Annotated in this window: 22 protein-coding genes and 2 pseudogenes; 13 read left to right on the forward strand and 11 right to left on the reverse strand. The window is 65.8% G+C overall.

Going from position 1 to position 25,420, the window contains the following annotated elements; genetic code table 11:
- Nucleotides 1-102 precede the first annotated feature (102 nt).
- Both ACLIVD_RS16565 and ACLIVD_RS16570 read left to right on the forward strand, forming a co-directional pair.
- Entirely contained in the window at nucleotides 103-1,101 is a 999-nt protein-coding gene (locus tag ACLIVD_RS16565) for a DUF2855 family protein (RefSeq protein ID WP_283331817.1), read from the forward strand.
- Between the two features lie 489 nt (nucleotides 1,102-1,590).
- On the forward strand, nucleotides 1,591-1,920 hold the full coding sequence (locus tag ACLIVD_RS16570) for a hypothetical protein (protein ID WP_283331816.1): 330 nt from the start codon (nucleotides 1,591-1,593) through the stop codon (nucleotides 1,918-1,920).
- A gap of 1,026 nt (nucleotides 1,921-2,946) precedes the next feature.
- Here the strand turns inward: ACLIVD_RS16570 and ACLIVD_RS16575 are convergent.
- The gene (locus tag ACLIVD_RS16575; protein WP_283331814.1) at nucleotides 2,947-3,636 is read right to left on the reverse strand and encodes a ZIP family metal transporter; all 690 of its coding nucleotides are present in this window, start codon (nucleotides 3,634-3,636) and stop codon (nucleotides 2,947-2,949) included.
- Between the two features lie 309 nt (nucleotides 3,637-3,945).
- Here ACLIVD_RS16575 and ACLIVD_RS16580 point away from each other — a divergent pair.
- Nucleotides 3,946-4,196: pseudogene (locus ACLIVD_RS16580) on the forward strand (superoxide dismutase family protein); the annotation flags it as partial.
- Between the two features lie 836 nt (nucleotides 4,197-5,032).
- Here ACLIVD_RS16580 and ACLIVD_RS16585 read toward each other — a convergent pair.
- A complete protein-coding gene (locus ACLIVD_RS16585) occupies nucleotides 5,033-5,839 on the reverse strand; it encodes a TetR family transcriptional regulator (protein ID WP_283331813.1) in 807 nt (268 codons plus the stop codon).
- Nucleotides 5,840-6,251: 412 nt separating this feature from the next.
- On the opposite strand from ACLIVD_RS16585, the pseudogene ACLIVD_RS16590 reads away from it, so the two are divergent.
- Both ACLIVD_RS16590 and ACLIVD_RS16595 read left to right on the forward strand, forming a co-directional pair.
- Nucleotides 6,252-6,556, forward strand: a pseudogene (locus ACLIVD_RS16590) (hypothetical protein).
- A gap of 919 nt (nucleotides 6,557-7,475) precedes the next feature.
- Entirely contained in the window at nucleotides 7,476-7,850 is a 375-nt protein-coding gene (locus ACLIVD_RS16595; RefSeq protein ID WP_283331811.1) for an Ig-like domain-containing protein, read from the forward strand.
- 1,143 nt (nucleotides 7,851-8,993) lie between these two features.
- Here the strand turns inward: ACLIVD_RS16595 and ACLIVD_RS16600 are convergent.
- Nucleotides 8,994-9,182 (reverse strand): hypothetical protein, encoded by a 189-nt coding sequence (locus tag ACLIVD_RS16600; protein ID WP_283331810.1) that lies wholly within the window; start codon nucleotides 9,180-9,182, stop codon nucleotides 8,994-8,996.
- Between the two features lie 705 nt (nucleotides 9,183-9,887).
- A complete protein-coding gene (locus tag ACLIVD_RS16605; RefSeq protein WP_491932710.1) occupies nucleotides 9,888-11,174 on the reverse strand; it encodes a serine/threonine-protein kinase in 1,287 nt (428 codons plus the stop codon).
- 168 nt (nucleotides 11,175-11,342) lie between these two features.
- Here ACLIVD_RS16605 and ACLIVD_RS16610 point away from each other — a divergent pair, with 168 nt between their 5' ends.
- From ACLIVD_RS16610 to ACLIVD_RS16645, 8 genes are all read left to right on the forward strand, one after another.
- Complete coding sequence (locus tag ACLIVD_RS16610) at nucleotides 11,343-11,804, forward strand: SRPBCC family protein (protein WP_280783774.1); 462 nt, start codon at nucleotides 11,343-11,345, stop codon at nucleotides 11,802-11,804.
- 292 nt (nucleotides 11,805-12,096) lie between these two features.
- The gene (gvpJ, locus tag ACLIVD_RS16615) at nucleotides 12,097-12,414 is read left to right on the forward strand and encodes a gas vesicle protein GvpJ (protein ID WP_280783773.1); all 318 of its coding nucleotides are present in this window, start codon (nucleotides 12,097-12,099) and stop codon (nucleotides 12,412-12,414) included.
- Nucleotides 12,411-13,205: a GvpL/GvpF family gas vesicle protein gene (locus tag ACLIVD_RS16620; RefSeq protein WP_283331808.1), complete on the forward strand. Its 795-nt coding sequence runs from the start codon at nucleotides 12,411-12,413 to the stop codon at nucleotides 13,203-13,205. The genes gvpJ (ACLIVD_RS16615) and ACLIVD_RS16620 overlap by 4 nt, the downstream gene beginning before the upstream one ends.
- 1,155 nt (nucleotides 13,206-14,360) lie before the next feature.
- On the forward strand, nucleotides 14,361-15,011 hold the full coding sequence (locus tag ACLIVD_RS16625) for a hypothetical protein (RefSeq protein WP_283331807.1): 651 nt from the start codon (nucleotides 14,361-14,363) through the stop codon (nucleotides 15,009-15,011).
- Nucleotides 15,012-15,017: 6 nt separating this feature from the next.
- Entirely contained in the window at nucleotides 15,018-16,550 is a 1,533-nt protein-coding gene (locus ACLIVD_RS16630; RefSeq protein WP_491932711.1) for an SRPBCC family protein, read from the forward strand.
- On the forward strand, nucleotides 16,547-16,930 hold the full coding sequence (gene gvpJ / locus ACLIVD_RS16635; protein WP_280783769.1) for a gas vesicle protein GvpJ: 384 nt from the start codon (nucleotides 16,547-16,549) through the stop codon (nucleotides 16,928-16,930). Before ACLIVD_RS16630 ends, gvpJ (ACLIVD_RS16635) begins: the two co-directional genes overlap by 4 nt.
- Entirely contained in the window at nucleotides 16,930-17,706 is a 777-nt protein-coding gene (locus ACLIVD_RS16640) for a GvpL/GvpF family gas vesicle protein (RefSeq protein WP_283331804.1), read from the forward strand. The genes gvpJ (ACLIVD_RS16635) and ACLIVD_RS16640 overlap by 1 nt, the downstream gene beginning before the upstream one ends.
- 4 nt (nucleotides 17,707-17,710) lie before the next feature.
- Nucleotides 17,711-17,953 (forward strand): gas vesicle protein GvpG, encoded by a 243-nt coding sequence (locus tag ACLIVD_RS16645; RefSeq protein WP_283331803.1) that lies wholly within the window; start codon nucleotides 17,711-17,713, stop codon nucleotides 17,951-17,953.
- A 553-nt stretch (nucleotides 17,954-18,506) separates the two neighbouring features.
- Here the strand turns inward: ACLIVD_RS16645 and ACLIVD_RS16650 are convergent.
- From ACLIVD_RS16650 to ACLIVD_RS16680, 7 genes are all read right to left on the reverse strand, one after another.
- Nucleotides 18,507-19,307, reverse strand: coding sequence for an SDR family NAD(P)-dependent oxidoreductase (locus tag ACLIVD_RS16650; protein ID WP_283331801.1), 801 nt, complete (start codon nucleotides 19,305-19,307; stop codon nucleotides 18,507-18,509).
- A 25-nt stretch (nucleotides 19,308-19,332) separates the two neighbouring features.
- A complete protein-coding gene (locus tag ACLIVD_RS16655; RefSeq protein ID WP_283331800.1) occupies nucleotides 19,333-20,355 on the reverse strand; it encodes a sugar ABC transporter substrate-binding protein in 1,023 nt (340 codons plus the stop codon).
- Complete coding sequence (locus ACLIVD_RS16660; protein ID WP_283331799.1) at nucleotides 20,352-21,365, reverse strand: ABC transporter permease; 1,014 nt, start codon at nucleotides 21,363-21,365, stop codon at nucleotides 20,352-20,354. Before ACLIVD_RS16660 ends, ACLIVD_RS16655 begins: the two co-directional genes overlap by 4 nt.
- Complete coding sequence (locus ACLIVD_RS16665; RefSeq protein WP_491932713.1) at nucleotides 21,362-22,360, reverse strand: ABC transporter permease; 999 nt, start codon at nucleotides 22,358-22,360, stop codon at nucleotides 21,362-21,364. Before ACLIVD_RS16665 ends, ACLIVD_RS16660 begins: the two co-directional genes overlap by 4 nt.
- Nucleotides 22,353-23,906 (reverse strand): sugar ABC transporter ATP-binding protein, encoded by a 1,554-nt coding sequence (locus tag ACLIVD_RS16670; RefSeq protein ID WP_283331795.1) that lies wholly within the window; start codon nucleotides 23,904-23,906, stop codon nucleotides 22,353-22,355. Before ACLIVD_RS16670 ends, ACLIVD_RS16665 begins: the two co-directional genes overlap by 8 nt.
- A 258-nt stretch (nucleotides 23,907-24,164) precedes the next feature.
- Complete coding sequence (locus ACLIVD_RS16675; RefSeq protein WP_120661805.1) at nucleotides 24,165-24,947, reverse strand: SDR family NAD(P)-dependent oxidoreductase; 783 nt, start codon at nucleotides 24,945-24,947, stop codon at nucleotides 24,165-24,167.
- Nucleotides 24,948-25,023: 76 nt separating this feature from the next.
- A complete protein-coding gene (locus ACLIVD_RS16680) occupies nucleotides 25,024-25,413 on the reverse strand; it encodes a nuclear transport factor 2 family protein (protein ID WP_159922185.1) in 390 nt (129 codons plus the stop codon).
- Between the last annotated feature and the right edge of the window lie 7 nt (nucleotides 25,414-25,420).

The following is a 25,420-nucleotide window of genomic DNA, read 5'->3' on the forward strand; positions in this document are numbered from 1 at the left end:
TGAGCCATGGCTCAAATTGTTCGCATAGAGTCGTTGAAGAGTGATCTGGGAGTGACAGGGACCGTGGAGTTCCCGACGTCACCGCTGGCTGACGGAGAGGTCTTGGCGCGCATCGAACGCATTGCGCTGACGACCAACAACATGACCTATGCAGTCTATGGCGATTCAATTGGATATTGGAACCTGTTTCCCGCGAACCAGTCTGGGTATGGTTGCATTCCGGCGTGGGGGTACGCCGAGATCGTCGAGTCGCGTGTATCTGAGATCCCTTTGGGCACTCGCGTATTCGGGTACTTTCCCATCGCGACCCACCTGGCGATGAAGCCCACGGCGGTCACCTCTCGCAGCTTCGTCGACGGCGCCAGCCACCGCACAGGCACTCCCAAGGTATACAACCTGTACGAATTTCAGCCCCAAGGCCCCGATCCGCGTATGGACAGCCTCATATCGCTCTTCCGCGCCTTGTTCATCACCTCATACACAGCCGAGGACTATCTGGCGGAACGGCTGTATTTCGGAGCTGAGCAGTTCGTAATCTCGAGTGCCTCCAGCAAGACTGCTTACGGAATCGCACATTGCCTCTCCGACGTTGCGACGCCCAAGATCGGTCTAACTTCGCGGCGCAACAAGTCGTTCGTCGAGGGACTGGGATGCTACGACGCCACTTATGAGTACGAAGAAATGACGGACATCGATCCGTCGAAATCGACCGTCTACGTCGATCTGTCCGGCGACGACATGCTCCATCGCAGGGTTCACGAGCACTTCCGCGATCGATTGGCGTTCGACTGCCTGGTCGGGTCCACCCAGTCCACCAGCTTTCCAGAGCGGGATAGGGACCTCCCCGGACCCGACCCGGTGTTCTTCTTCGCTGCGCTGCAACTTGACTCCTACAAGGCAGCGGGAGAATTGCCTTCTTTCATGCAGCGCTACCTGCGCGACGAGCGGGTCTTCCTCGAGCGGATCGCCGACCCTCGACATCCATGGATGATGCTCGTCGAGCATTCGGGTCTCGATGATGCACCCGCTGTAATCACCGATCTGCACAACGGGTCGACCGACCCGTCAGTAGGGCACGTATTCGACCTGACCATCCGATAGGTGAGTTCGACGCAAGACGGGAGTCGAGAAGCGGCACCGCGTTCGAGCGGTGTGTGCGAAGCGGGTCCGTCCGCGACGCGCACGTCTACGAATTCGTCCATGAGCCGATCGATACCGATCGGGGCGATACCACGATCGTCCGAGACGTAGCGCCACCACCGCGCGCCCGACCGTCGCCGTCGTTCGGGAAACCAACGACGGCGAGTGGCGGATCGCTGGTGCCGTGATGGTCCCGTCGTTAATGAAGCGCCTGACGTGGTCGTCGAGTCTGGGGCGGAGCCTGATGGGCACCGGGTTCGTGTAGCCGCGGCGTAGAAATTTACTCGATCCGCCGGCCTGACGTCGTGGGGGCGGGCGTGTGCCTGAGTTAGTCAAATGGCTCGCAAACTGATCCGTCACGACCTAGGGATTCGTTCTGTCTTCGTCGTTTCTGCGGATCGCCGAGATACTTGGTGGGACAGCATTTCCGCACCACTTCGAGGAGTTTCGATGTTTGCTGTGTGGCGCAGTTGCCAGCATTACGCCAGTCCCGATTCGCTGCCGGATGCGTCCGCGGCAAGCCTGGAGACGGTGTTGAACGCGTCGTCGCGGTTGCCGTCGGCCGGTCGCGCGGCCCGGTTCGTGGCGCGTGAGATGAACGCGGAGTGGTCGGCGGTCGGGTTCATCAAGGACGGGGGGCTGATGGAGACGACGACGGCCACTCAGCTACGTAAGTACGACCGGGTGCGGCGCCGCGAAATTCAGTGGTCGAATGACAACTACCGGGCGTTGACCGCGGCCGATCATCCTGAGCGCACCGTGGACCTGGACCAGCGATGAACATGCCCGCCTCGGGCGGCCGAACACCCGAACGGGCCCGGCCACGTTCTCGAGGAAGGAACTTCGACCGAATTTCACCTGACAACAGCTGGGTGTCCTCATCGTCGACTACCGCGAAGTAGGTCGCGTCCAGGGCCGCCCGCGCGGGATCGGCAGCCCCAGCGCTGGTGAGTGAACTGACAGCGAAGACTTGCCGCGCGAGCTGCTGGTTTCTGAGGGCTGGCGTCGCGCGAGCACGAAACCGCCGAAGGGCGGGGGCGGTCTCGACCCGCTGCCGCGCATTGAAGAGACCGGCGAACGGCGCAGGAAGCGCGACTTGTTCCGCGAGCGCGTTAAGTCCGTCCTGGACCCATTGCGTGTTGCTCAGGTCCGCTCGATCGATCGCTGTCCGGGCAGCCCACCGGGCAATCGAGCGTTGAGTGGTGGGCGATGTCGATGCGATCGCTTCCGCGACGGTCCGGTCCAGGAGACAAAGGTTCGGTGCCATCGACCCGGCTGCGAGAAGCTCGGCTGTCGGGGGATTACCTCCCCAGATCGCAAAATCGTCATCCGGCGACAGCTCGGGGCTGTGGGGTGTCGTCCGAGAAGCCGATGCAGGCGTCGATTGGCCGAGCTTCTGCAGGATCCGCATCAGTCGTCGTGGTGTCGGTCTCGGTCCAGAGCTTCCTCGGTGGGAGGTCATCGGTTGTGGACGTGGCAGGCCATAAGCGGAGGCGCCACGTATCTCCCGGTTCGGTCGTGCCGGGCCAACCGAGGGCCACGAAGCCGCGGCCGCATACTTCCACGCGGTACCGGCCCGGATCGACCGTCACGTGGTGTGGTTCTCCACCGGTACCGTTGGTAGGTGCCGGGATGGCAGGATCGTACACACCGGGTCGGCGAGGGGTGCCTCGGCTAGGGCGTCCGTCGCGGGAGCCCGGGACCTGCTGCGAGCCACGATCGTTCCGGCAGGGCACCGGCCCGCCCGACCCCCGGTCACCGGCCGCACCCATGGTGCGGTAGGGCCAGGACGCCGTCGTATTCGGTCTATGCTCCAAGACCGAATGCGACGAGGAATCCCAACGCGGTGGACAGGCCCACCCACCAACCACCTTCCCGGTAGGCCTCGGGCATCAACGAATCCGCCAGTACGGCGATGGTCGCGCCGCCGGCGAAGGCCTGGATGGTGGCGATCGCACCGTGGGAGATCTGGTCGGACACCAGGTTCGCTCCGATCACCACGAGGACGAGTAACGCTGCGGTTGCTGCCCACACGGCGAAGGCTCGCGGCCGGTTGAAACCGGGTTGGGCGCGCATCGACGCCGCTCCGGCGACGGCTTCGGGGACGTTGCCGACTGCGACCGCGACGAGCAGCACGATTCCGCCGCTGCCGCCGAGGGTGACCCCGAGTGCCGTGTTTTCCGGCACGCCGTCGAGCAGGGCACCGAGCATCAGAGCCCATCCGAGGGCGCCGGCGCCGAGTTTGTTCTCGATCAGGTGGTCGGCGACGACGTAGACCAGTGCGCCCGCGAACAGGGCCGCGCCTGCGCCCCAGATTCCTTCGGTTTCGAACGCCGGCTGGAACAGTTCGGTGGAGACCGCGGCGACCATGGTGCCGGCTCCGAAGGCCATCAGCGCGGCGAGTAGTGGTTTGGGCAGGTGGTATCGCAGGCCGACGCCGGCCCCGATCAGCAACGGTAATGCAGTTCCCAGTCCATACAACACGGCAGTGAGCATGCGGGGATGGTATCGAGGCCGACCTTTGGCGTTGCCGGCCGACCGAGCGGGTGCCCGGTGAGCACAGCGACGGGTGACGCTCGTGGCGGGCGGACATTGAATGCCGGCGAGGCGTGAAAGCTCAATCCTCCGTCGCGGCGTGGTGTCCAGGCCTCCTGTGCGCTGGGAACGACGGAGGGGTCGAACTCGAGGCCAGGCGACCACACCCCTTGCCGCAACTCAGGCGCGTCCTCGACGAATTCGAGAGAGTCGGTCGACTGCGAAACGCAGCCGCGCTCGCGGCCGCGCGTGAAGAACCCCGCCGGCAATCAGAACGACGTCGACCCTGCGGCCACGCCGGAAGCTCCGTCGTCGGATCGGGCCTACGCGAATCCCCAGAACGAGATCTAGCTCGATGTCACCACCGAAGCGAACGGCAACGCCCAGGCGTCGACGACCGTCCACTGGAAGTTTCGTGACGGAGAAGCCAACTCCGCGGTTCTGCACGCACAGCACACCACCGGTCCGGGGCAGGCCGGCATGGTCGGTGATGTCTGGCCTGCATCGATGAGGACTTCTGAAGGTACCGCTGACGTCGTGCAGATTAGGCGAAGGGGCATGGATATGGATCCCCCAGCCGCGTACTTCCGACGTGTCAACGACGTTGCGACACAGAGTCATCCTCGGGGCCATGCAGACGCACGTCAGGTCGTGGTCGGCTATCTTGCTGACTCGACCACCGCGGCGCTGCGGCGGGTGCGTCCCGTCGTGCCCGTGAGCGGGGGCGTGACCCCGTCTCGAGTTCTTGGCGTCCCAGGCGGCGTCGAGACGAGGTTGTTCTGACATCTCCGGTCACGGCGGTCGTGCTGACGTGCTCCGCCCTCCTCACAGTCGAACCGAGTCCCGTGTGCGCAGATTCGCCGACGGACCGTCAGCACCCACACCACCGATAACGAAACTGGTCGGGCCACCGCGTCCCGGTTGGACACGCGTGATCCGGGCACGCGGTGGTTGTGGCTTCGGGCACCGACGGGCAGCACGATGCTGTCCGCGCAGAATGCAGCGACCGATGACACGGAGGCAGCTGTGGCCGTGTACTCGTCGGCAGGTCGGGTACGTCGAACTTCGGCGGGGCAACAACCTCTCGCCCTCCCTTTCCTGGAGGAGAAGTGCGGTGCTCAATCTGTGGTGCTCAATCTGTACTATCCGCTGGTCATCGTCTTGTACACCATCTCGGCTTTGCGGCAGGGCAATCTCGGCCACTGCTGAGCGTTCCCATCAGCCGACCGTTCCGTGCGACAGCATCCCGGATTCTGAACACTGGACGGGCGAACCTGCCTGAGGGGCTTCTGGCAGGTTCCCCTGGTTCGGTGTGCGGCATTCGTGCCGCCGATGCGGGTGGCGTTCAGCTAGGTTCCTACCGAACGGGTTTCGGTTGGAGGGTGCGCGAAGTGGACGTTGACCGTGGGCTGCGCGACGAGCTAATTCCGGCGGCTCGCCGCGCGTCCCTCCGTGGCGGTTTCGCGGGGACGATCTCGCCCGTGATCGACTGTGGTGGGGCGCTGGGTGCCGGTGGTGGTGTCGTGCCGCGGTGGCCGACACGGGCGATCTGCCGTGTGAGAAGTTGACGGAAGTAGTCGATGCTCGTGGGACCGACCAGGCCGGGTAGAAGCAGGTGCCAGGTTGTGGTCAGCCGGACGGGCAGATCGTCGAGGTGCCCGGTGGCTGCGGCCAGTAGGCGGGCTCCGGAGAGGGTTTCGACCAGGAGAAGAGCAATGGCGTCGGGATCGTCGTGGTGGAGGTCGCCTTCGGCGATGGCGCGGCGGGCGAGTTGTTGGTAGTCGGACAGCCAGGTGGTGAGCAGCGGCGTGCCGGTATCTGGACGGTCGGGAACTTCGGTGATCAGGCGGAACGCCGCTCGGACCGTGGCGTCGTTGACGACAGGATCGAGCAGGGTGCACGAGATGCCGATCAGTGCTTCGAACGCGGGAATGTGGGAGGTGCGGAAGGGGTTGCACGCGATCGTGAAGCGGGCGCTGCCGGCGTCGATGACTGCGCGCGCGAGTTCTTCCTTGGAGTTGAAGTGGTCGTAGAGAGCGCCCTTGCTGACGTGAGCGCTGGTGGTGATCGTGTTCAGCCGGGCATGGGCATACCCGACTCGGGCGAACACCACTGCCGCTGCCTGCAGCAGCGCCGCACGAGTGACTTCCGCCCTCTTCTGCATCACTGATCACCTCAGACGAGGCGACCGCACTACCCGAGATCCGGACCCGGATCCCGCGTGGCCGGGACGAGCGTGCTGGCGGCACGGGAATCGGGAACGCTGTGCGGCACCCCGCTCTCCGTGCACGGCTCCCGCCGCGCGCAACAACGCCGGAACAGAGTCCGACTGGTCTGTTTCATTCTCCTCTCAACAACTGCGGATGTCACCGTTGGTTCGGCGCTCTAAGCACTCGTGGATGATCCACCCCGTCGGCCAGCACGACCTGGATCCCGCTAGGACGCTACCTAAGGGAAGTGATCTAACTCTGCGGCTGAGTCGATGTCGATTCGTCTCTTGCTGTTGTGGGTAAGCCGGGAATCCATCTATCCCTAGCGAGAACCCTTGCCGGGGGCTGCCAACCAGGAACCGATCGATGACCATACAGAGTTCACACCGCCACATCACCACTGATCATGACGAGATTCGCCGTTGGTCGAAGGGCACCACGGCTCACCGGCGCGGACGGCGTACACGGCCACCGCCGGTAGCGCCGGTGTCCTGCGCATTGCCGTCCCCGGTCACGCGGTGGGACTCGAGCACATTTCCTGGCATGAATGGTTTACCGCATTCGACGGGCAACGCCTGGCATTGCGTTACCCGGATCCGCACATCCGCGGCGGAACCAGTGCATGGTTCGAACTGGTGCATCGGGATATCGGGGACGGGGATTTCGCCTGACGTGGTGTCACGAGCTGCCCGACACGGAGCAGCGCGGGCATGCCTGGGCGCTGGTGCATCGTGGACTGTCGCTCTTGACGCCGATCTTTGCCGACACCGACGACTTCAGCGCCGACCCGCGCACGCCAGGATCTGCCGGGTAGTCTGACTCTGGAGGCAAGAGGACCATTCCGAGACCTTGTCCCTGTGGGTCCGACTGAATTTGGGTTACCTCACCGCCATGCTGCCGGTGGAAGAAGAACGGCCGTGCGCCGAAGCAGAAGGCGATCGCGCTTCCCATCCCGAACCCCGTGGGCGTTTTTCCGTACCCTCAGGCCCAAACGCAGCGGTCTGGAAGTTGAGCTCGAGCCGAAATCAGAAGCAGGCTGCATATCGCATGGAAAGTCCGGGAGACTGCACCCCTTCACACTGAACAAAAGACCAATTCAGGTGGACGAGCGATCAAAAAGGAAAATGGACGACTGCTCAAAATGTGTGATCCCCCCGGTGCTTCAGGGAGGGGAAGGGGGCGATCCGGCGTGGCGTGAGACCCCTGGTGGACTGGGCGCGCGCCGCCGAATCGTCTGTGCCAGCGTTGCTGGCGCGAATCGGGCCTACCCCGCCATGCACCGGGCCGGTGAGGGCGCCCGATCGGATAACACCTCGGTGAACCACGGAAGTGGTGTGGGCCGAAACTCTGGCGGCCAAGCAGTCTGTTGTCGGGTATTGATGGCAAATGCCTGCTACGAGTAGCGTCAAAATCAGCGGTCCGGGCGGCCGTCAAAACTTCGGATGCGTGGTCGTCCGCTTCGCGTGTCACACAAGCGCGAATTGAAGGAGCACGGTCATGATCACATTCGTAAGTTCAAGTATCGGTTCGGGTTCGGCAGGGCAGGGCACGCACATGCCACGCCGCCCGGCCCCACGGGGGAGAGCGGCAATGTTCACCCTGGGAGCCGCTGCTTCGGTGATGGTGCTGGTGGCTCCACCCGCCGCAGCAGCGGCCGATACCACGACGACTGTGTCCGTGCAGGGGACCGTCGCGACCACCTGTCCGGTCACGCTGACCGCGAAGGTAACGCCTGTAAACGCCGCTGGCACGGTGGAGTTCAAGGATGGCCCCACCGTGATCGTTCCCGCCGCCGTCGTCATGAACGGCACCGCGACCGCCAACCACACCTTCAACGCGCCAGGCGCGCACGTCATCAGCGCAAAATTCAAAGCAGCGGCAGGCTTCAACAACTCGGAGGGCAGCACAGCCGTCACCGTGGCAACCGGACTGAATCTTGGCTCGATCTGCCTCCCAATCGGTTGACTGATTCCTTTACAAAGCCGTTCCTCTGAACGCCTGCTCGTCGGTCCCCGCCGGGTCCCCAGGATCGCCTGCGTGTGCGCCAAGTCGGCATACCGCAACGGAGCGGCGGTAACGAGGTCGAACACCCACATCCAGAACTCGGGAGCTGAAATTATCAGCCATCGACCATCGACGTCGCGACGAAATCGTGTCGGCCAGCACACAACCCACGCTGTAGCTACTGTCCTGCGCGGCGCGCACCGCTACAGGCAATTGGGCGATCACTTCGGGTTGGAAGATACCCGCCCTGAAAGTCGACCAGACCGTGGCAGAGCTCGGTTAAGCGTGTGCGTACCTGGGTAGTCGCGACGAAAGACTTGCTTTGATCCGAAGGCCGGGCGCGGAAGATGTCCACCGATGACCGATACAGTCACCGTCACCGAAAGTGGGCGCTGTCGGCTATCTCGAGCGCCGTTTGCACCACGAGCGTGACGAGGTGTGGCGGGTCCTCTGCCTGCTGCATCCCGCGTGCGCAGACAGGGGACATGGCGTGCCGTCTTCAGGCGCCCAGTCTGCTCGAGTATGCGAGCGGGGCAATCGTGCTGCGGTGAGACATCACCGGCGACGGTCGCTCGCGGTCGGTTCTGCAGTTCAGCCACTGTTGCCCCAGCCGGGAGGGCGGCATCGAAGAGAAGGGCTGGTGGCTCACCGAACTCGACGTCCTCGGTGAGCTACTCGAGGGCGCGGACGTGACCGATTTCCGGCGCCGTGCCGATGACATGATCGACCGCTGCCGACGCGCGTTCGGATAACAAAGGGATCGAGGGCAGATGAGTCCTCACTCCTCGGTGGACTGCTCGAGTCGGTACTCGGTTCACGATGTGGTGGGCGGTAACAGGGCTGAGGGACCTCGACGTTGTCGGAGAGATTGTCGCGCATCTTGTCCACTTCCTGCTCGATCCGGTCGACGGCGCTGTCGTTGCTGAGGACGGTGACCACCCCTGCGGCAAGGCGATCGAGATGACGATCGCCAGCGCGCTCAGCACCAGGCCGACGACCGCCACCCCCTTGCCGGTGATCCCCACCTGGCGGCAGCCCGCCGGCCGATCACTCCGAGGATCAACCCTATGATGCCCAGCAGCCCGACCGGGGACAGGATCACAATCAGCACACACACGACGCGGCCACCCCGAAGGCGAGCGCGAAGGCCGCGGCCGCGCTGGTGCGCGCCCGCCTGGTGACCACGCGTTCCTCGACAGCGGCAGGCTGGTCGTCGACAGGGCGCTCGTCGACCCTAGGCTCTATGCGCCGCGGGTCCTCATCGCGTCCCGGGCCGCTCAGCGGTCTGTTCATCGTTACCTCCGTGTCGGTCGTTTGCCATGCGGCGCACCTCGACGCTCGGTGTGCCACCCAATACGCCCAGCTCACGTGCGCCCCAACCCGGACCGAGCCCATCGGCGTCCTTCGTTGCACGCGGTACTTCTACTCGGACGTGGGAAGGAAGCCGCCGATGCGGCGGCGGGATTGACCAGTGAGGTGAGCGGCGTGGCAGGCGTACCGCCGCATCGACGCGGGTACCCGATCCGGGTGGGGCAAGGGAATGTCGAGAGGCCCCTCGTGAAGGTGATCGTTGATGAGCAATCTGAATCTGTACTATCCACTGGCTGTTGCGCTGTACATCCTCGTGGCACTCTGGCAAGGCAATCTCGGCCACTGGTGAGATGCGCCGAGGGCGTCCGGCGGGTCCGGGTGGAGTGCCGCCCGATGTAGAAAATCGACGAGACTCGACGACCCACCCTTTGTGCTCGTCGATGGTGGAACGGTGTGCCCGAAAACGGGGGTTGGTCGATGTCCGGGGGACGGGTGAGGATACGTCAGCACGACGACCGTGAGGGAATCGCCTATGAGCGTGTGGATCCCGAGCGTCGGTGCCATTCGGTGGCCAGGGTCAGGCCAGGCGTCACCTTGGGTGCGATGAGGTTTCATCTTCCATTCTGACGCCCCAGCAAGCGGCGATGTCCATTCCTCGTGGTGGAGGCAAGTGCGTGGGCGGTCCGTTCAGTTCCCGCCGCCGTTGCCGCGGCCGCCACCGTTGTTGCCCCCGTTGCCGTTTCCGTTGCCGTTTCCCTGGTTCCCGTTGCCCGGACCGCCCTGGCCGTTGCCTCGGTTGCCGCCGCCCTGGTTGCCGTTCCCGCCGCCGGTGCCCGCGCCTCCGCCCGGTGCGGTGTCGTCCGGCGCGACAATGTCCGGTGCCGGGGCGATCGGTTCCGTGCTGATCATCGTGGCCGGCGGCGGCGCTGCCGGGGCGAGGCTGCTGCTCGGGGTGGGAGCGGACGGCGACAGGACCGAGGTCGACCCTATGGTGCTGCCCTCGTCCTGCGACGCGACGGCCAGTGCCAGCAGCGCGATAGCCACCAGTACTGCCGCGACCGCGGCGATGATCACCCCGGTACCGGGTGACCGTCGCGGCTGTGCGGGTGGAGGCGGGGGATCAGCGGCGACCGGGACGGGGGTGAACACCCGGGTTGGGGGAATCTTGCGCGGATTCGTGAGGGCCGCACGCATCTGCGCCGCGCTGGCGAACCGCTGCTGGGGGTCGCGGCTGAGGGCGCGCTCGATCACGGCGATCAGCGTCGGATCGAGGTCGGGGCGCACCGCGGCGAGCGGTTCGTATTGACCGTTGACGATCGCGTGAGCCAGCGACATGATCGTGTCCCCGGTGAAGGGGCGGTGTCCGGCGAGGGCCTCGTAGCCGACGACACCGACCGCGTGGAGGTCGTCGGTCACCGTGGCGGGGTGTCCGGTGATGCGGTCGGGACTCAGGTAGGCGACGGTGCCGAGGACCTCTCCGGCGGTGGTGTGGTCGGTGTCGGCGCTTTTGGCGATGCCGAAGTCGGTGACCTTCACGGTGCCGTCGGCGTCGAACAGGATGTTGCCCGGTTTGATGTCCCGGTGCAGGATTCCCGCCGCGTGTGCGGCACCGAGGGCGTCGAGGGTTTGGGCGAGAATGGTCCGCGCTCGCGGTGCGGGGAGCGGGCCGGCGCGGAGGTCGTCGAGCAGGGTCCGTCCGGGCAGGCGTTCCATCACGATGTACGGGGCACCGTGGTCGTCGCCGCTGTCGTGGACGGCGACGACGTTCGGGTGGTTCAGTGTCGCGGCGAGGCGCGCCTCGGACTCGAAACGCCGCCGGGTCTGCGGTACCGAGGCCATTTCCGGGCGCAGCACCTTCACCGCGACCGCCCGGACCAGGCGCTGATCCCACCCGTCGTACACGTCGGCCATTCCGCCGCGGCCCAGCACCTCACGCAGCTCGTACCGACCTGCGAGAATCACCGACACCGACATACGTTCACGCTAGTTGGCGCGGCCACCGTCCGGTAACCACGCCGCCGACCTGGTCGGTACTCGCCCGCTTTCCACGCCAACCCTGTGGGCGTCCCCGTGGGCACCCAGTCCGTCCGAATGCACGCGGCTTTCGTGTGGGATCGGCGAGAGCCGGGTACGCGAGGGGGCATGAGCACAATCACCGAAGAGGTCGACGTCGATGTTCCGGTCCGGGTCGCCTACGACCAGTGGACGCAATTCGAGACGTTCCCGAAGTTCATGGAGGGCGTGCGAGAGATCCGTCAGCTCGACGACACCCACACGCATTGGGTTCTCGATATCGCAGGGCAGATCCGTGAGTTCGATGCCACCATCACCGAACAGCATCCGGACGAGCGGGTGGCATGGCATTCGGACGCCGGCCCTGATCATGCCGGGGTGATCACCTTCCACCGTCTCGACGACGCCCACACCCGGGTGACCGCGCAGATGGACATCGACCCGGACGGGTTCGTCGAGAACGCCGCCGACAAACTCGGCGTCCTCAGCCACCGAGTCAAGGCCGACATGAAGAAGTTCAAGCACTTCATCGAAGAGCGCGGCGCCGAAACCGGCGGCTGGCGCGGCGACGTCGACCGCCCCACCCCCTGACAACACCCGGAAGAGGTGCTCCCTCCAAACCGCCACGGCCCCGTGGGGGCGTGGTCATCGGCAGCGGCTACCAGTCTCGGTTGGGGTCGGACCGTTTCGCACGGGCCGAATCGCCCAGGCTCCAGCGGTTTTGGCGGATCGAACTGCGGCCGTTGCGGGAAGTCCGGTAGTTCCCGCGCGGGCATCCGTTTTCGGGGTATGCCCGCGCGGGGGCGAGCCCGGCCGGGGCGCCGAGCGGACCGCACACGACAAGTTCCGGGGTGGGTGGTGGCGGGGAGCGAGGAGCGAAGCGATGACCACAGCGGGCGGTCCGAGTTCGAGCAGCCTGGCGGACGTCATCGACACCATCTTGGACAAGGGCTTGGTCATCGACGCCCGCATCGTGGTCGCGAGCGTCGACACCTACCTGCGTTTCGCCGAGGCGGCGAACCGACTGGCGATCGGCAGCGAACCCAAGGGCCTGTCCGACCTCGTGTCCGACGTCAAGGGCAGCGGCAGTACGAAGTCCAAGACCAAGGGCGTCCTCGAGGGCGTGGGGGAGACGCTCGGTGAGCTGCTCGGCGGATCCGGAAGCGACCGCGAACCGGCACCCCGCCGGAGGCGGAAATGACCTCCGCCGACGACACCGCCGACCACGACACCGACGAGGGTGCTTCGGCGGCCGTGATCTACGTGTACGGCATCGTGCCCGCGGACGTGCAACCCGAGAAGGACGCCGCCGGCGTCCACGATGCCCCGATCGAGATCGTCAAACACGGCGACATCGCGGCGTTGGTCAGCGAGATCGACCCGGACCAACGCCTCGGCGCCCCCGCGGACCTGCAGGCCCACGCCCACATTCTCGACGGCACCGCGCACGTCGCCCCGGTGCTGCCGCTGCGGTTCGGTGCAGTCGTGTCAGATCGTGACGCGGTAATCCGCGAGTTGCTCGCCGAACATCACGACGAGTTCGCCTCCGCCCTCAATGAGCTCGAGGGCTTCGCCCAATACATGATCAAGGGCCGCTACGTCGAGGAGAGCATCGTGCGGGAGATCGTCGACGAGAGCCCGGAGGCGTCCGCACTGCTCGAAACGATCCGCGACCAGCCCGAGGAGCTCACCCGCGATGCCCGGATTCCTCTGGGCGAGCTCATCGGCCACAGCCTCGAGGACACGCGGGAGACAGACACCCGCACCACGCTCGAGGCGTTGTCACCGCTGACCGACACCGTCACCGTCCGCGAACCCACCCACGACGAGGATGCCGTGCAGATCGCGGTTCTCTTCGAGGTCGACCGACAAGAGGAACTCGAGCAGACGGTCGGGGACCTGGCCGCACGCTGGGACAACCGGGTCACCATGCGGGTGCTCGGTCCCACGGCCCCCTACGACTTTGTGGTGAGACCGAAGCGGGAGGACTGACGAAGGATCTCCGGCGTGCAGGATTCGAAGAGTCGGTGTTCACCTCCTTTGTCCATGCGGCCGGGAATTTCCGAGACCGGTCACTCTCGTGCACGGTGAGATGAATATGCAGACACGGGACTCTCGGATATCCGATGTTGGCAAAACTTGTGTAGACATTAGGAGGCCCACCTTCTCGAACCACGCTTCGCGCAAGGCTATTCCGTGTTCGACCGGCCCGATTTCGGGGAGGCAATGTCGACTCGACTGCCCGGTCGCCCGCCGACCGAGCACCCCCCGCAGACCGAGCCCCATCTCACGGCCTAGGATGGCGGTCAGGACAGGGGGACCTGGCCGGTGATCGTGCTGATCAGGGCGGTGGCCCGGACGCCCTCAGGTGAGCCGGGCCACCGCGGCCTGATTACTCGGTCCGATGCCGTCGCCGAAGGCGGCGCTCAGCCACCTACCTCGAACGGGACGATGAAGTCGATTCCTGCAAACCCATAAGAATCCGCGCCTTTCCTGGTGCTGAATCCACGGGATCGTCGATCCCCGCTTGCGATGCCTATCGCGCTCAGAACGAGGAGCGTTTCGCGAAAAGCGAATTTATCACATTATGAATTTAACAACCGCCCATGATGTTCCTGGGCAATCGATTTAGGAAATGGGGGTGACTTCAAAAGTCGGCGCATGTGCTTCTCGCGTGTATTTGCGTGATCCACGACGTGAGAGGGCCGTGGCCGCGCGCGGCCGAGGTCGGGGTGGGCGAGCACTCGACCTCGGTCCGCTCGCGACGGGGCGCCCCGCCGGCCGAAGGGGTTCGGCGGCCGGAGCGGGGCTGGCTGCCCGGTCCGCCTTCGCGGCGCGGGCAGCGTATTCAGCGGGTACCCACAGACAACCGCGGTACACGGGTATCCCGAGGACCGGCAGATCCCACGGTCATTCGGTGCGGTCCTGTCCGATCGTGACGCGGTGACGAAACGAACTGCTCGCCGAACACGACGGCGCGTTCGCCTCCGCCCTCCCGGAACTCGAGGGCTTCGCGCAGATTGAGTGTCGCCAGCCCGGGGTAGTCGGCGGGAACGAAGGCACCACCCACCGACCACGGCCCCCATCCTTTTCGCCGACGCCGGCGCCGAGGTGCACCACATCTTCTCGACAACAAGGGGTTGGGCGATGACAGGCAAGGGTCAGATGGCTATGGCGGTGGGTGCCGGTTACATGCTGGGCCGTACGCACAAGATGAAGCTGGCGTTGATGCTCGCCGGGTTCGGAGCCAGCAGACGTTTTCCCACCGGGTCGCTGGGTGTTCTCAACGAGGGCCGCAAGCTGCTCGCCGATTCTCCCGAGGTCGCCAAGCTCGGTGTGACGGTGCGCAAGGAGTTGATGAACGCGGTGAAGGCGGCCGCGGTGACTGCGGCCAGCCAGCGCATCGACTCGCTCAACACCCGGCTGGAGTCGGGTGAGGACCTGGTCGGCGGCCTCGGCAAGGCTGTGGGCGGGAAGAAGAAGTCCAAGCGGGCCCGTGTCGAGGAACCCGAGGACGAGTACGAGGGCGAGGCGTACGCGGAAGACGAAGGCGAACCCGATGACGAGGGCGACAACGAGACCGGTGACGACGATTCCGAACAGGCGCCCCGCGGCCGGAGGCGGCCGGCCCCGCGCCGCCGCTCGTCGAGTGGCGGTAGTTCCCGGCCCACCCGGTCCCGGTCGCGGTCGTCGAAGGACGACGACGAGGAAGACGATCTGGCCCGAGCCAGGGCCCGCAGGACGCGCGCGAAGGCGACGACCGATTCTGTACCCGTACGACGACGCACCCGGAAGTGATCAGCGATGACCTCGAATCTCGACAGCGCGGCGAAGAAGCTGCGCCAGAACGTGTCCGGTGCGTCCGGTGAGGCCGCATCGCTGTCACCGCTGAAGAAGGCGGCGCAGGGCCTGCTCGGCACCGTGACCGACAAGGCGATGTCCACCGTGTCCGACAAGGTGCAGGGTGCGTCCGGCCGGCTCACCGACTACGCCGAGGGCGGCGGCGGCAGCCTGCTGTCCGCGGTCACCGGCAAAGAGCAGCAGGGTGACGGCAACGGGGACGAGAAGGGCGACGGCAAGTCACTGTTCTCCGGGCTGACCGACAAGGTGAAGGAGAGGGCGTCGGATGTGAAGGACGCGGTCACCGGTGGTGGCGGTGGCGGTAAGGGCAAGAAGCTCAAGTTGACCAATATCGTCGAAACGATCGATGTCGGTGTCCCGGTCCAACTGGCGTATAACCAGTGGACCCAATTCGCCGACTTTCCCTCCTTCATGAAGAAGGTCGAGCGGGTGGAGCAGGAGGCGGACGAGAAGCTCGAGTGGAAGGCTCAGATCTTCTTGTCGCACCGGACCTGGGAAGCGTCGATCATCGAGCAGGTCCCGGATGAGCGGATCGTGTGGCGTTCGAAGGGTGCCAAGGGTTTCATCGACGGGGCGGTGACGTTCCACGAGGTGACTCCCGATCTCACCCGCATCGTTCTGATCCTCGAGTATCACCCGAAGGGATTGTTCGAGAAGACGGGAAACCTGTGGCGTGCACAGGGGCGACGAGCACGGCTGGAATTGAAACACTTTGCACGCCATGTCATGACGCAGGCCGTTCTCCATCCTGACGAGGTGGAGGGCTGGCGCGGGGAGATCCGGGACGGCAAGGTAGTCGAACCCGAGGATGCCGAGGACAACAACGAGGAACCAGCTGACGACGAGACCGACGAGTACGAGGAGGAGGAGCCGGAGGAGGAGACCGGCGAGGACGAGGAGGAGGAGGAGCCGGAGGACGAGACCGGCGAGTACGAGGAAGACACCGCCGAGGCGGAGGAGGAGCCGGAGGACGAGACCGGCGAGTACGAGGACGAGGAGGAGCCCGAGGAAGACACCACCGAGGCGGAGGAGGAGCCGGAGGAAGACACCGCCGAGTACGAGGAGGAGGAACCCGAGGACGAGACCGACGAGTACGAGGACGAACCCGAGGAAGACACCGCCGAGGCGGAGGAGGAGCCGGAGGACGAGGAGGAGGAGCCGGAGGACGAGACCGGAGAGGACGAGGACGAGGAGCCGGAGGAAGAGACCGCCGAGGACGAGGAGGAAGAACCCGAGGAGGAGCCCGCGCCGCGCCGGCGTCCCGAGCCGCGGCGGCGTCGTCCCCGGAAGGCCGCAGCAAAGAAGGCCCCCGCGAAGAAGGCCCCCGCGAAGAAGGCCCCCGCAAAGAAGGCCCCCGCAAAGAAGACCACAGCGAAGAAGACCGCAGCGAAGAAGACCACAGCGAAGAAGACCCCTGCAAAGAAGACCGCAGCGAAGAAGGCAACGCCGCGGCGTAGGAGAGGAGCACGCGCATGACCACGGCCGGTGGACCCAGCTCGAGCAGTCTCGCCGACGTCATCGACACCATCCTCGACAAGGGTCTGGTGATCGACGCGTACGTGCGGGTCTCGCTGGTCGGCATCGAACTGCTGACGATCGACGCCCGCGTTGTCGTCGCCAGCGTCGACACCTACCTGCGGTTCGCGGAGGCGGTGAACCGGCTCGAGATCGGCAGCGAGCCGAAGGGGCTGTCCGAGATCGTCTCGGGTGCCACCGAGGGCGGTGCCAAGCACAAGACGAAGGGGGCGCTCGAATCGGCGGGGGAGAAGCTCGGCGGCCTCCTCGGGGGCGGGGAGGAAGAGGAAGAACCAGAGCGAGAACGAGTGTCGCGCAGGTCGACGCGAGGTGACCGGTGATGGCCACCTCGGAGCAGACGAAGAAGACGACCGGCGTGTATGTCTACGGCATCGTCCCGGCCGACGTCGAGGTCGCCGAGGATGCGACCGGGGTCGCGGACGGCACCGTGGAGGTGATCACTCAGGGTGACATTGCCGCCCTGGTGAGCGGCCTGTCGGTGGATCGGGCGCTCGGGGCGCCCGGGGACCTGCGGGCGCATGCGGACCTGCTGGACGGGGTGGCCGGGGTGGCACCGGTGCTACCGCTGCGGTTCGGTGCGGTGCTCAGTGGCGCCGACGCCGTGCAGGAGGAACTGCTCTCGGCGCACGCGGACGAGTTCAGTTCTGCGCTCGAGCAATTGGCGGGCAAGGCCCAGTACATCGTGAAGGGCCGGTACGTGGAGAAGGCGATCCTGCGGGAGATCCTCGACGAGGACGATCAGGCGGCGGCGCTGCGCGAGGAGATCCGCGACAAGTCGGAGGACGCGGGCCGGCAGGCACGGATGGCCTTGGGGGAACTGGTGAGCAACGCGATCGCAGCCAAACGCGAACAGGACACCCGCAGGGTCGTCGAGGCGCTCGACGACCTCGCCTCTTCCGTGAACGTGCGCGAACCCACGCACGAGGAGGAGGCCGTGCAGGTGGCGCTGCTCGCCGACGTCGAGCGTCAGGACGAGCTCGAACAGGTGCTCAGTGAGCTGGTCCAGGAGTGGGACGGGCGGGTGGAGATGAAACTGCTCGGACCGCAAGCGGCATACGACTTCGTGGTCACCCCGAAGCCTGAGGGGCAGGGCTGAAGGCATGGGTCTGTTCTCATTCATCGTCACCTTGCCGCTGCAACCGGTCAAAGGGGTGATCTCGCTGGCGGAGTTGATCCAGCGGCAGGTCGAGCAGGAGTTGCACGATCCGGCGCGTGCCCGCCGGGCGCTCGAGGAACTCGAGGAGGCCCGGGAACGTGGTGAGATCACCGAGGAAGAGGAGATGCAGGCGCAGCAGGCGATCCTCGACCAGATGACGGGCGGTGGTGAATCCATCCCTGACTGAGTAGGGCAAACACGGCAGCACCGAGACCCGATCCGCCGCAACGGCGGAAACGAAAGACGGCTGCCAGCCTTGCCAGAGTGTGAGGGGAAGGCCAGCCGGTTCGGCGCACCGGATCGGTTCCTCGATACTGTCAGGATCGTCACCGCGCGCGAGACCGGTGCTGATGGCGGCGGCAATGGCGCGGGTGCGTCCGTGGTTGTCAACACACTTCTCGTGCAGGTCACGCCTGGCAAGAATCCGACCCTCCCGTCCTCGACCGTCGGTCAGTCGATGCGCTCAGCGAGCCGGTATGGACGAGCAACGTTTGCGTGAACCGTAAATCGTTCAGTCCTGCGGGGTTCCGCGTTCACGCGGACGCGGTCGAAACGACATCGCGGAGTAGCACGGACCGAGCGGACGAGCCGGTTCGCCATGCGCACACAACTTTAGTGAGAGTAGATATCGGGAGGGCGGCGTGGAGCGCAGAACCCAGCCCAGGAAGGTGGCGACACGACGAATCGGGGCCTGTCGATGTTCTGGCAGGCCCCGATTCGGTGCGCGTGTGCGCTGTGGGTCAGGTGATGCTGCGGAATGATCCGCCGTCGACGCCGTACACCGAGGAGGTGACGTACGAGGCGAGGTCGGAGGCGAGGAAGACCACCACGTTGGCCACTTCCTCCGGAGTTCCGATGCGCTGCAAGGGAAGTCCGCGATGTTTCATCTCGACGTCGATGGACTCGTCGCGGTGCACGCCGTGGACGGCGGCGAAGGTGTCGGCGAGGCCGCCCTCCATCAGCCACATCGGCGAGAGGATCGGCCCGGGTGCGACCGCGTTGACTCGCACGAGTGGCCCTTCGCTGATGGCCAGCGAGCTGGTGAACGACAGGATGGCTGCCTTGGACGCGGCGTAGTCCGGTCCGGCGGCGATCGGCTGGCGGCCCAGGTCCGAGGCGTTGTTGACGATGACACCGCGTCCGGCGGCCCGCATGGCCGGCAGCACGTGGGTGGCGGCGCGGACCTGGCTGAGGAAGTTCAGTTCGAGGGTGGAGACCCAGTCGGTGTCGGTGAGGCTGTCGAAGGTTCCCAGGCTGCCGGCGCCGACGTTGTTGAACAATACGTCCACCCGGCCGTCGTAAGGGGCGAGGACCTCGTCGAGGCCGCCGGTCACTCCGGTCTCGGTGCTCAGATCGGCCACGGCGTAGTGCACCTCGGTGACCTGCTCGAGTTCCTTGACGAGGATGTCGAGACCGTGCCGGTCGCGGTCGAGCAGGGCGAGGCGGGCGTTTTCCGCGGCGAAGGCGCGTGCGGATGCGGCTCCGATTCCGGAGCCGGCGCCGGTGATGACGACGACCTTGTCCCCTAGTCCGGTTTCCATCGTGTTTCCTCTCGGGCGTGGGTCGTTAGTTGGTGGCGGGTTCGGAGTACCCCTCGGGCAGGCAGCCGTTGGGGGTGAACTCGTCGAGGTTGTCCTTGGTGACCACCGGCAGCGGCATGTAGCTGACCGGCGGCACGTCCTTGCCTGCGAGGACGTCCATCATGGTGGTCAGGGCGTGGGTGGAGTCCCAGCATGGTGACTGGAACAGTGTCGTCGCCATGGAGCCGTTCTCGAGCAGGGACCGGGCGACCGGGGCATAGTTATGGCCGAGGAGTTTGACCTGTCCGGCCATCCCCGCGGCGTCGAGGGCTTGGGCGGCGCCGGAGGCCATGATGTCGTCCGGGGTGACGAGGGCATCGATCTGGTTGCCGAATCGGCTGATCAGTGAGCTCCCTGCGGTCTGGGCCTGGTTCTTGTCGAAGTTGCCCGGCTGGGAGCCGAGGAGCTTGATGTCGGGGTGGTTGGCCATCTCGCGTTCGAGGCCGATCTGACGGTTGATCGCGGCCGCGTTGCCCGGGGTGCCGCCGATGTAGACGTAGGTTCCCTTGCCGCCGAGCAGCTTCGCGAGTTCCTTGCCCTGGAGTTCGCCGATTCGTTGGTCGTTCGGTCCGGTGAACGCGTGGTACAGGCTGGTGTCGAGGTCCTCGGGGGGCTGGGAGTTGCTGATGTCGACCGGAATTCCTGCCCGCTGGGCCTGGATCAGCATCGGCTGTTCGGCGCCGTAGAGCGCGGGCCAGATGACGATGCCGTCGACCTTCTTGGCGATCGCGATCTTCATCTGCGACGCCTGCACCGAGGCGTCGTAGTTCGAGTTCATCACGAACGCGTTGACGTGGTGTTCTTCGGCTGCCTTCCGCAGGGACGAGACGTAGTTGCGGCCGTACTCGTGGTTGCGGTCCATCGGCACGAGGAAAGCGATGGTCGGCCAGTCCTCGTTGTCGGTTGCCGCGCCGGGAGCGCCGCACGCGGTGCCGGTCAGCACGGTGGCCGCGCAGACGGCGATCGCGAGTGCGGCCCGGCGGAACAGTGAATTCTTGTGCGCCATCATCGTGCCTTTCCTGCTGCGGCAGCTGTGTGGTCCGAGGATGCACCGGTGAGGGGACCGAGCAGCGACGGCAGCCGCAGGGCCCGCACACCCTCCTTGGTCAAGACGATCGCGGCGAACAGGATCGCGCCGATGGCGATGCTCTCGACGCTCGAGTCCAGCCCGCTCATCTGCAGGCCGATGCTGATGCCGCCGAGTGCGACCGCCCCGATGACGGCGCCGATCACGCTGGCGCGGCCACCGGAAAGGCTTGCACCGCCGACGACGGCGGCCGCGATCGCCAGCAGCATCACCGTCGATCCCAGGGTGGGTGAGGCGGCGACCAGGTTGAGGGTGTCGACGACACCGGCGAGGCCGGCAACGCAGCTGCAGATGATGAAGGCGAGGATCTTGCGGGTGTCGATCGAGATCCCACCCGACGCCGCGGCTTCGGCGTTGCCGCCGATGATGTAGAGCTCACGGCCGGTACGCATCTTGGTCATGAAGAACCACAGGGCGGCGGTCGCGGCGACGGCAATGATGATGTCCGGGGTGATCTGCCCGATCAGCGGGACGCTGAATTCCAGGGCCCGGGTGGAGTCCTGCAGCGGCACCGGGGCGCCGTCGGTGATCGCCAGGGCGAGACCTTGCAGGGTGATCAGCATGCCGAGGGTGGTGATGAAGGAGTTGATGCCGACCTTGACGACGAGGAGACCGTTGATCAGTCCCACCACCGCACCGGTGATCAGCGCGAGGGGGATCGAGACGGCGAGGTTGCCGGAGACCTGCGCGGCGACGGCCGCGGTGACGGCCATGGTCGATCCGACGCTGAGGTCGATCTCGCCGAGGACGAGGACCGGGACCAGCGCGATCGCCACCAGCCACACGTCGACGATGCGGGACAGGGCGATGCCGTAGGAGCCGAGTGCGGTTGGCTGTACCGCCAGCAGCACCACGACGACCAGGGCCAGCAGGATCACCGCCCGGAATGCGGTCCAGCTCTTGAACTGGGTCAGAAGAGTGTGGCCGTTCATTTGAGACCTCCACGTCGGCGCAGGATGGCGTCCGCCGCGAGGGTCGCGACGATGATGAAGCCCTGCACGAACTGTTGCCATTGGAACGGCAACCCGGCCAGGGACAGCACACTGAGCAGCACCTGGACGAACGCGACACCGAGGACGGTGCCCAGGATCGACCCGCGGCCGCCGAAGAGGCTGGTGCCACCGATGACAACGGCGGCGAGGGCGTTGAAGTCGTAGCCGGCGGACATCGTCGAGACAGCACTCGAGCTGTAGCCGGCCAGCGCCATGCCCGCCGCGGCGGCCCCGAGCGAGGAGACGGCGAAGGTGAGGGTGAGGGTGAGGGTGGTGTTCAGGCCGGCGATCCGGGCGGCACCGCGGTTGGTGCCGGTGGCCCGCAGCGAGTACCCGAAGCTGGTGGCGGAGAGTAGGTTGTGGGCGAGCACGGCCACGACGGCGAAGATCAGGAACACCACCGGAATGCCGGCGACGGAGGCGTTGCCGATCCACGACAGCAGCGTGGTGTTTCCGGAGTACTGGGCCCCACCGGTGATGTAGTTGAGCACGCCCATGCCGGCGGTGGCGGTGGCCAGGGTGACGATGACTCCGTTGCCGCGCATCAGTCCGGCGCCGATGCCGTTGACGATCGCGAACCCCAGGCACGCCAGGATCGCGGCCGGTGCGGCCACGGCGATGCCGTGCGGGCTCAACGCGATCACGACGATGGCGGCGAGGGCGATTTGCGGCACCACCGACAGGTCGATGATCAGGCCCGAGATGACCACGAACGTCATTGCCAGTGCGACGAATCCGAGGAAGGCGCTGTTACGCAGCAGCGTGCCGAGGTTCTGTGCGGACCAGAAACCGTCGAGTCCGACCGCGGCGAACAGCAGTAGTGCGATCAGCGCCCCGGTGACCACGATGGCGGTGGGGTTCTCATCGAATTTGCGCCGCAGGGGCGGCACGTAAGGTGCGACCTTCCCTGCGGGCGCGATCTGGGTGTCAGACATGTGCGGCTTCCTTGCGTTGGTGCGTGGTGTCGTGATGGGTGCCGAGCCGGACGATGGCCTGTTGGTCGGCCTCGGCGGCGGACAGTTCGCCGGTGATCGTGCCGTCACGCAGGACCGCGATCCGGTCCGACAACGACAGCAGTTCCTCGAGGTCGGAGGAGACGACGATGACGGCGGTGCCCTTCGCGGTGAGGTTGCGGACCAGTTCGTGGATTTCGGCCTTGGCTCCGACGTCGACGCCGGCGGTCGGCTCGTCCAGGACGAACAATCGCGGATTGGTGGGCAGCCACCGGCCGAAAGCGACCTTCTGCTGGTTGCCGCCGCTGAGCAGTTTCACGGTGGCCGAGGTGTTGGCGGGGCGCAGGTTGACCTCGCCGGCGAGGCCGGTGGCCATCTTTTTCAGTGCCTTGGTGCGGATCTGTCCGAACCGGCTCAGCGCGGTCAGCGAGGGCAGCGCCAGGTTCTCGCGCACCGACCGGGCCAGCAGCACCCCTTCGGTGCGGCGGTCTTCCGGGACGAAGGCGACGCCGGACCGGACCGCGGAGCGGTAGGAACTGATGGTGCGGCGGTGGCCGTCGTAGCTGAGGGTGACCGATCCGCGGGAGCGGGGTTCGAGGCCGAGGATGGCCCGAACCAGTTCGCTGCGGCCCGAGCCCATCAGACCGCCGAGACCGAGGACCTCGCCGGCACGGACCTCGAGGCTGGTGCCGAACACCCCCGGCGCCCAGAGGTTGTCGACGGACAGCACCACCTCACCGAATGAGTCGGTTTTCTCTTCCCGCTCGTGTTGTTCCTGGTCGAGCAGTTTCTGCCCGACCATGCTTTCGACCAGCCGATCCGTGGTGGTTTCGGCGAGGTCGAGGTGCTCGACCAGGCGGCCGTCGCGGAGCACGGTGGCGCGGCTGCACAGTTCGAAGATCTCCCGCAGCCGGTGCGAGATGTACACGATGGTCACACCCTGATCGCGCAGGGACTCGAGCAGTTCGAGCAGCTGGTCGGTCTCCTGGGGTGTCAGGGAGGCGGTGGGCTCGTCGAGGATGAGGATCTGCGGGTCCAGGCGCAACGCCTTGGCGATCTCGACGAACTGTTGCAGGGTCGCCGGCAGCTGACCGACGAGGGTGTCGGGGTCGATGTTCACGCCCAGCCGCGCGCACAGTGCGGCGGCGATCGAGCGCATGGCTTTGCGGTCGACGAGTCCGTGTTTGGTGGGAGTGGTTCCGACGCAGATGTTCTCGGCAACGGTGAGGTCCGGGCACAGGCTCAGTTCCTGATGGACCAGTGCGATGCCGGCGGCCTTGGACGCTACGGTTCCCCCGGACAGCGGTTGCCCGGAGACCAGCACCTGACCCTCGTTGGGGCTGTAGAGGCCGGCGAGCACCTTCATCAGCGTGGATTTGCCGGCGCCGTTCGCGCCGACGATGGCGTGGCAGGTACCGGAGTCGATGCGGATGCTCACGTCTTTGAGCGCGTGCACACCGCCGAAGTGCTTGCTGACCCCGGTCGCCTCGATGGCAGCGGGTGACGAAGCGGGAATCTGTGAGGTCACGGAGGGCTCCTGATACAGGCTGGGAAATAACGTGGTACTGCGGGGCTCGGGGGTGGAGACGCCCCAGACGGCTTTCATCGTTACTTAAACGTGTGACGCCTACCATAGCATTTAGTTCAGCGTGACTGTCAACACCACGGAATTGCTCGGGTCATATCGATAAATGTTCATTATCGCTAAATACAGACGCGGTGGTAACCGATCGGGTGGATCCCGACCGGTTACCACCGCGGTGTCTGCGCCGAGGCGGCCGCAGGTCTAGAAGAAGACCTGCTCGCCGCCGGTGAGGTTGAGAGCGGAACCGGTGGTGAACGAGGCCTCGTCGGAGGCCAGCCAGGCGACCATCCTGCCCATGTCCTCGAGAGTGCCGAAACGTCCCGTGGGGATCTTGGCGTCGAGGTAGTCCTGCAGCTTCTGCTCGAGCGTAATTCCCTCGCTCTGAGCGATTTCCGCGAACGACTTCTCCATCATCTCGGTGTGCATGCAGCCGGGGCAGATGGCGTTGACGGTGATGTTGTAGGGCGCCAGTTCCAGCCCGAGGGCCTGCGTCATCAAGATGACGGCCGCCTTCGATGCGGAGTAGACCCCCTCGTTGGGGCGGGCGAGCTTGCCGAGCTGGGAGGCGGTGTTGATGATCCGCCCCGACTTTTGCTCTTTCATCACCCGGGCGGCCGCACGGGATCCGTTGAAGACGCCGCCGATGTTGACGTCCATGGTGCGGCGGAAGTCTTCGTCGGTGACGTCGGCGATTGCACCGTAGGTGTAAATGCCGGCGTTGTTGACCATGATGTCCAGGCGCCCGTGCGTCTCGACAGTGGAACCGACCAACTCGTCCACCGACGCCGCGCTGGACACGTCGACCTTGGCGGAGCTGCTCTTCGGGCTGCCGGCGGACTGCAGCGTGGCGGCGGTGTCCTCGGCGCTGTGCAGGTCGGCGCAGACGACGGTGGCCCCGCGCCGGGCGAGTTCGACGGCGATGCCCTCACCGAGTCCGCGGCTGGCTCCGGTGACGATGGCGATCTTGTTCTCGAGGGTGGACATGGGGAATCCAATCTGGTGTTCGGGTGGGGTGAGCTCCGCCGGCACACCGGTGCACGGGGGAGTCGGGTGAGGGGGTTTACGCGGTGGGCACCGGGGTGGGCTGGTAGGCGAGGAATCGCCAGCCCGCATCATCGGTGTACTTCCATACGGCCAGGCACCGGTTACGCAGCTTCTTCTCGCGTCCGCCGGCGGTGATGCTGGCGTTCATCTCACCGATGACGAGCGCGACGTCGTCGACGATCCGGATGAACTCGATCGGGTGGTCGATGTCGTGATAGACGTAGTAGCCCGACCGCACCTTGTCGAGGTAGGAGTCGAGGCTGTCCGTGTCGCCGGAGGAGTGCGAGTAGGCCAGGTCGGGGTGGCTGAGCTCGGCGAACCGGGCCAGGTCCTGGTCGACGATCGCCCGGTACCGGGCGTTTTCGAGATCCCGGATGGTAGTCGTCGCGTCGTGGGTAGCTGTCACGTCGGCT

Source organism: Rhodococcus sp. G6(2025), from assembly GCF_058628105.1.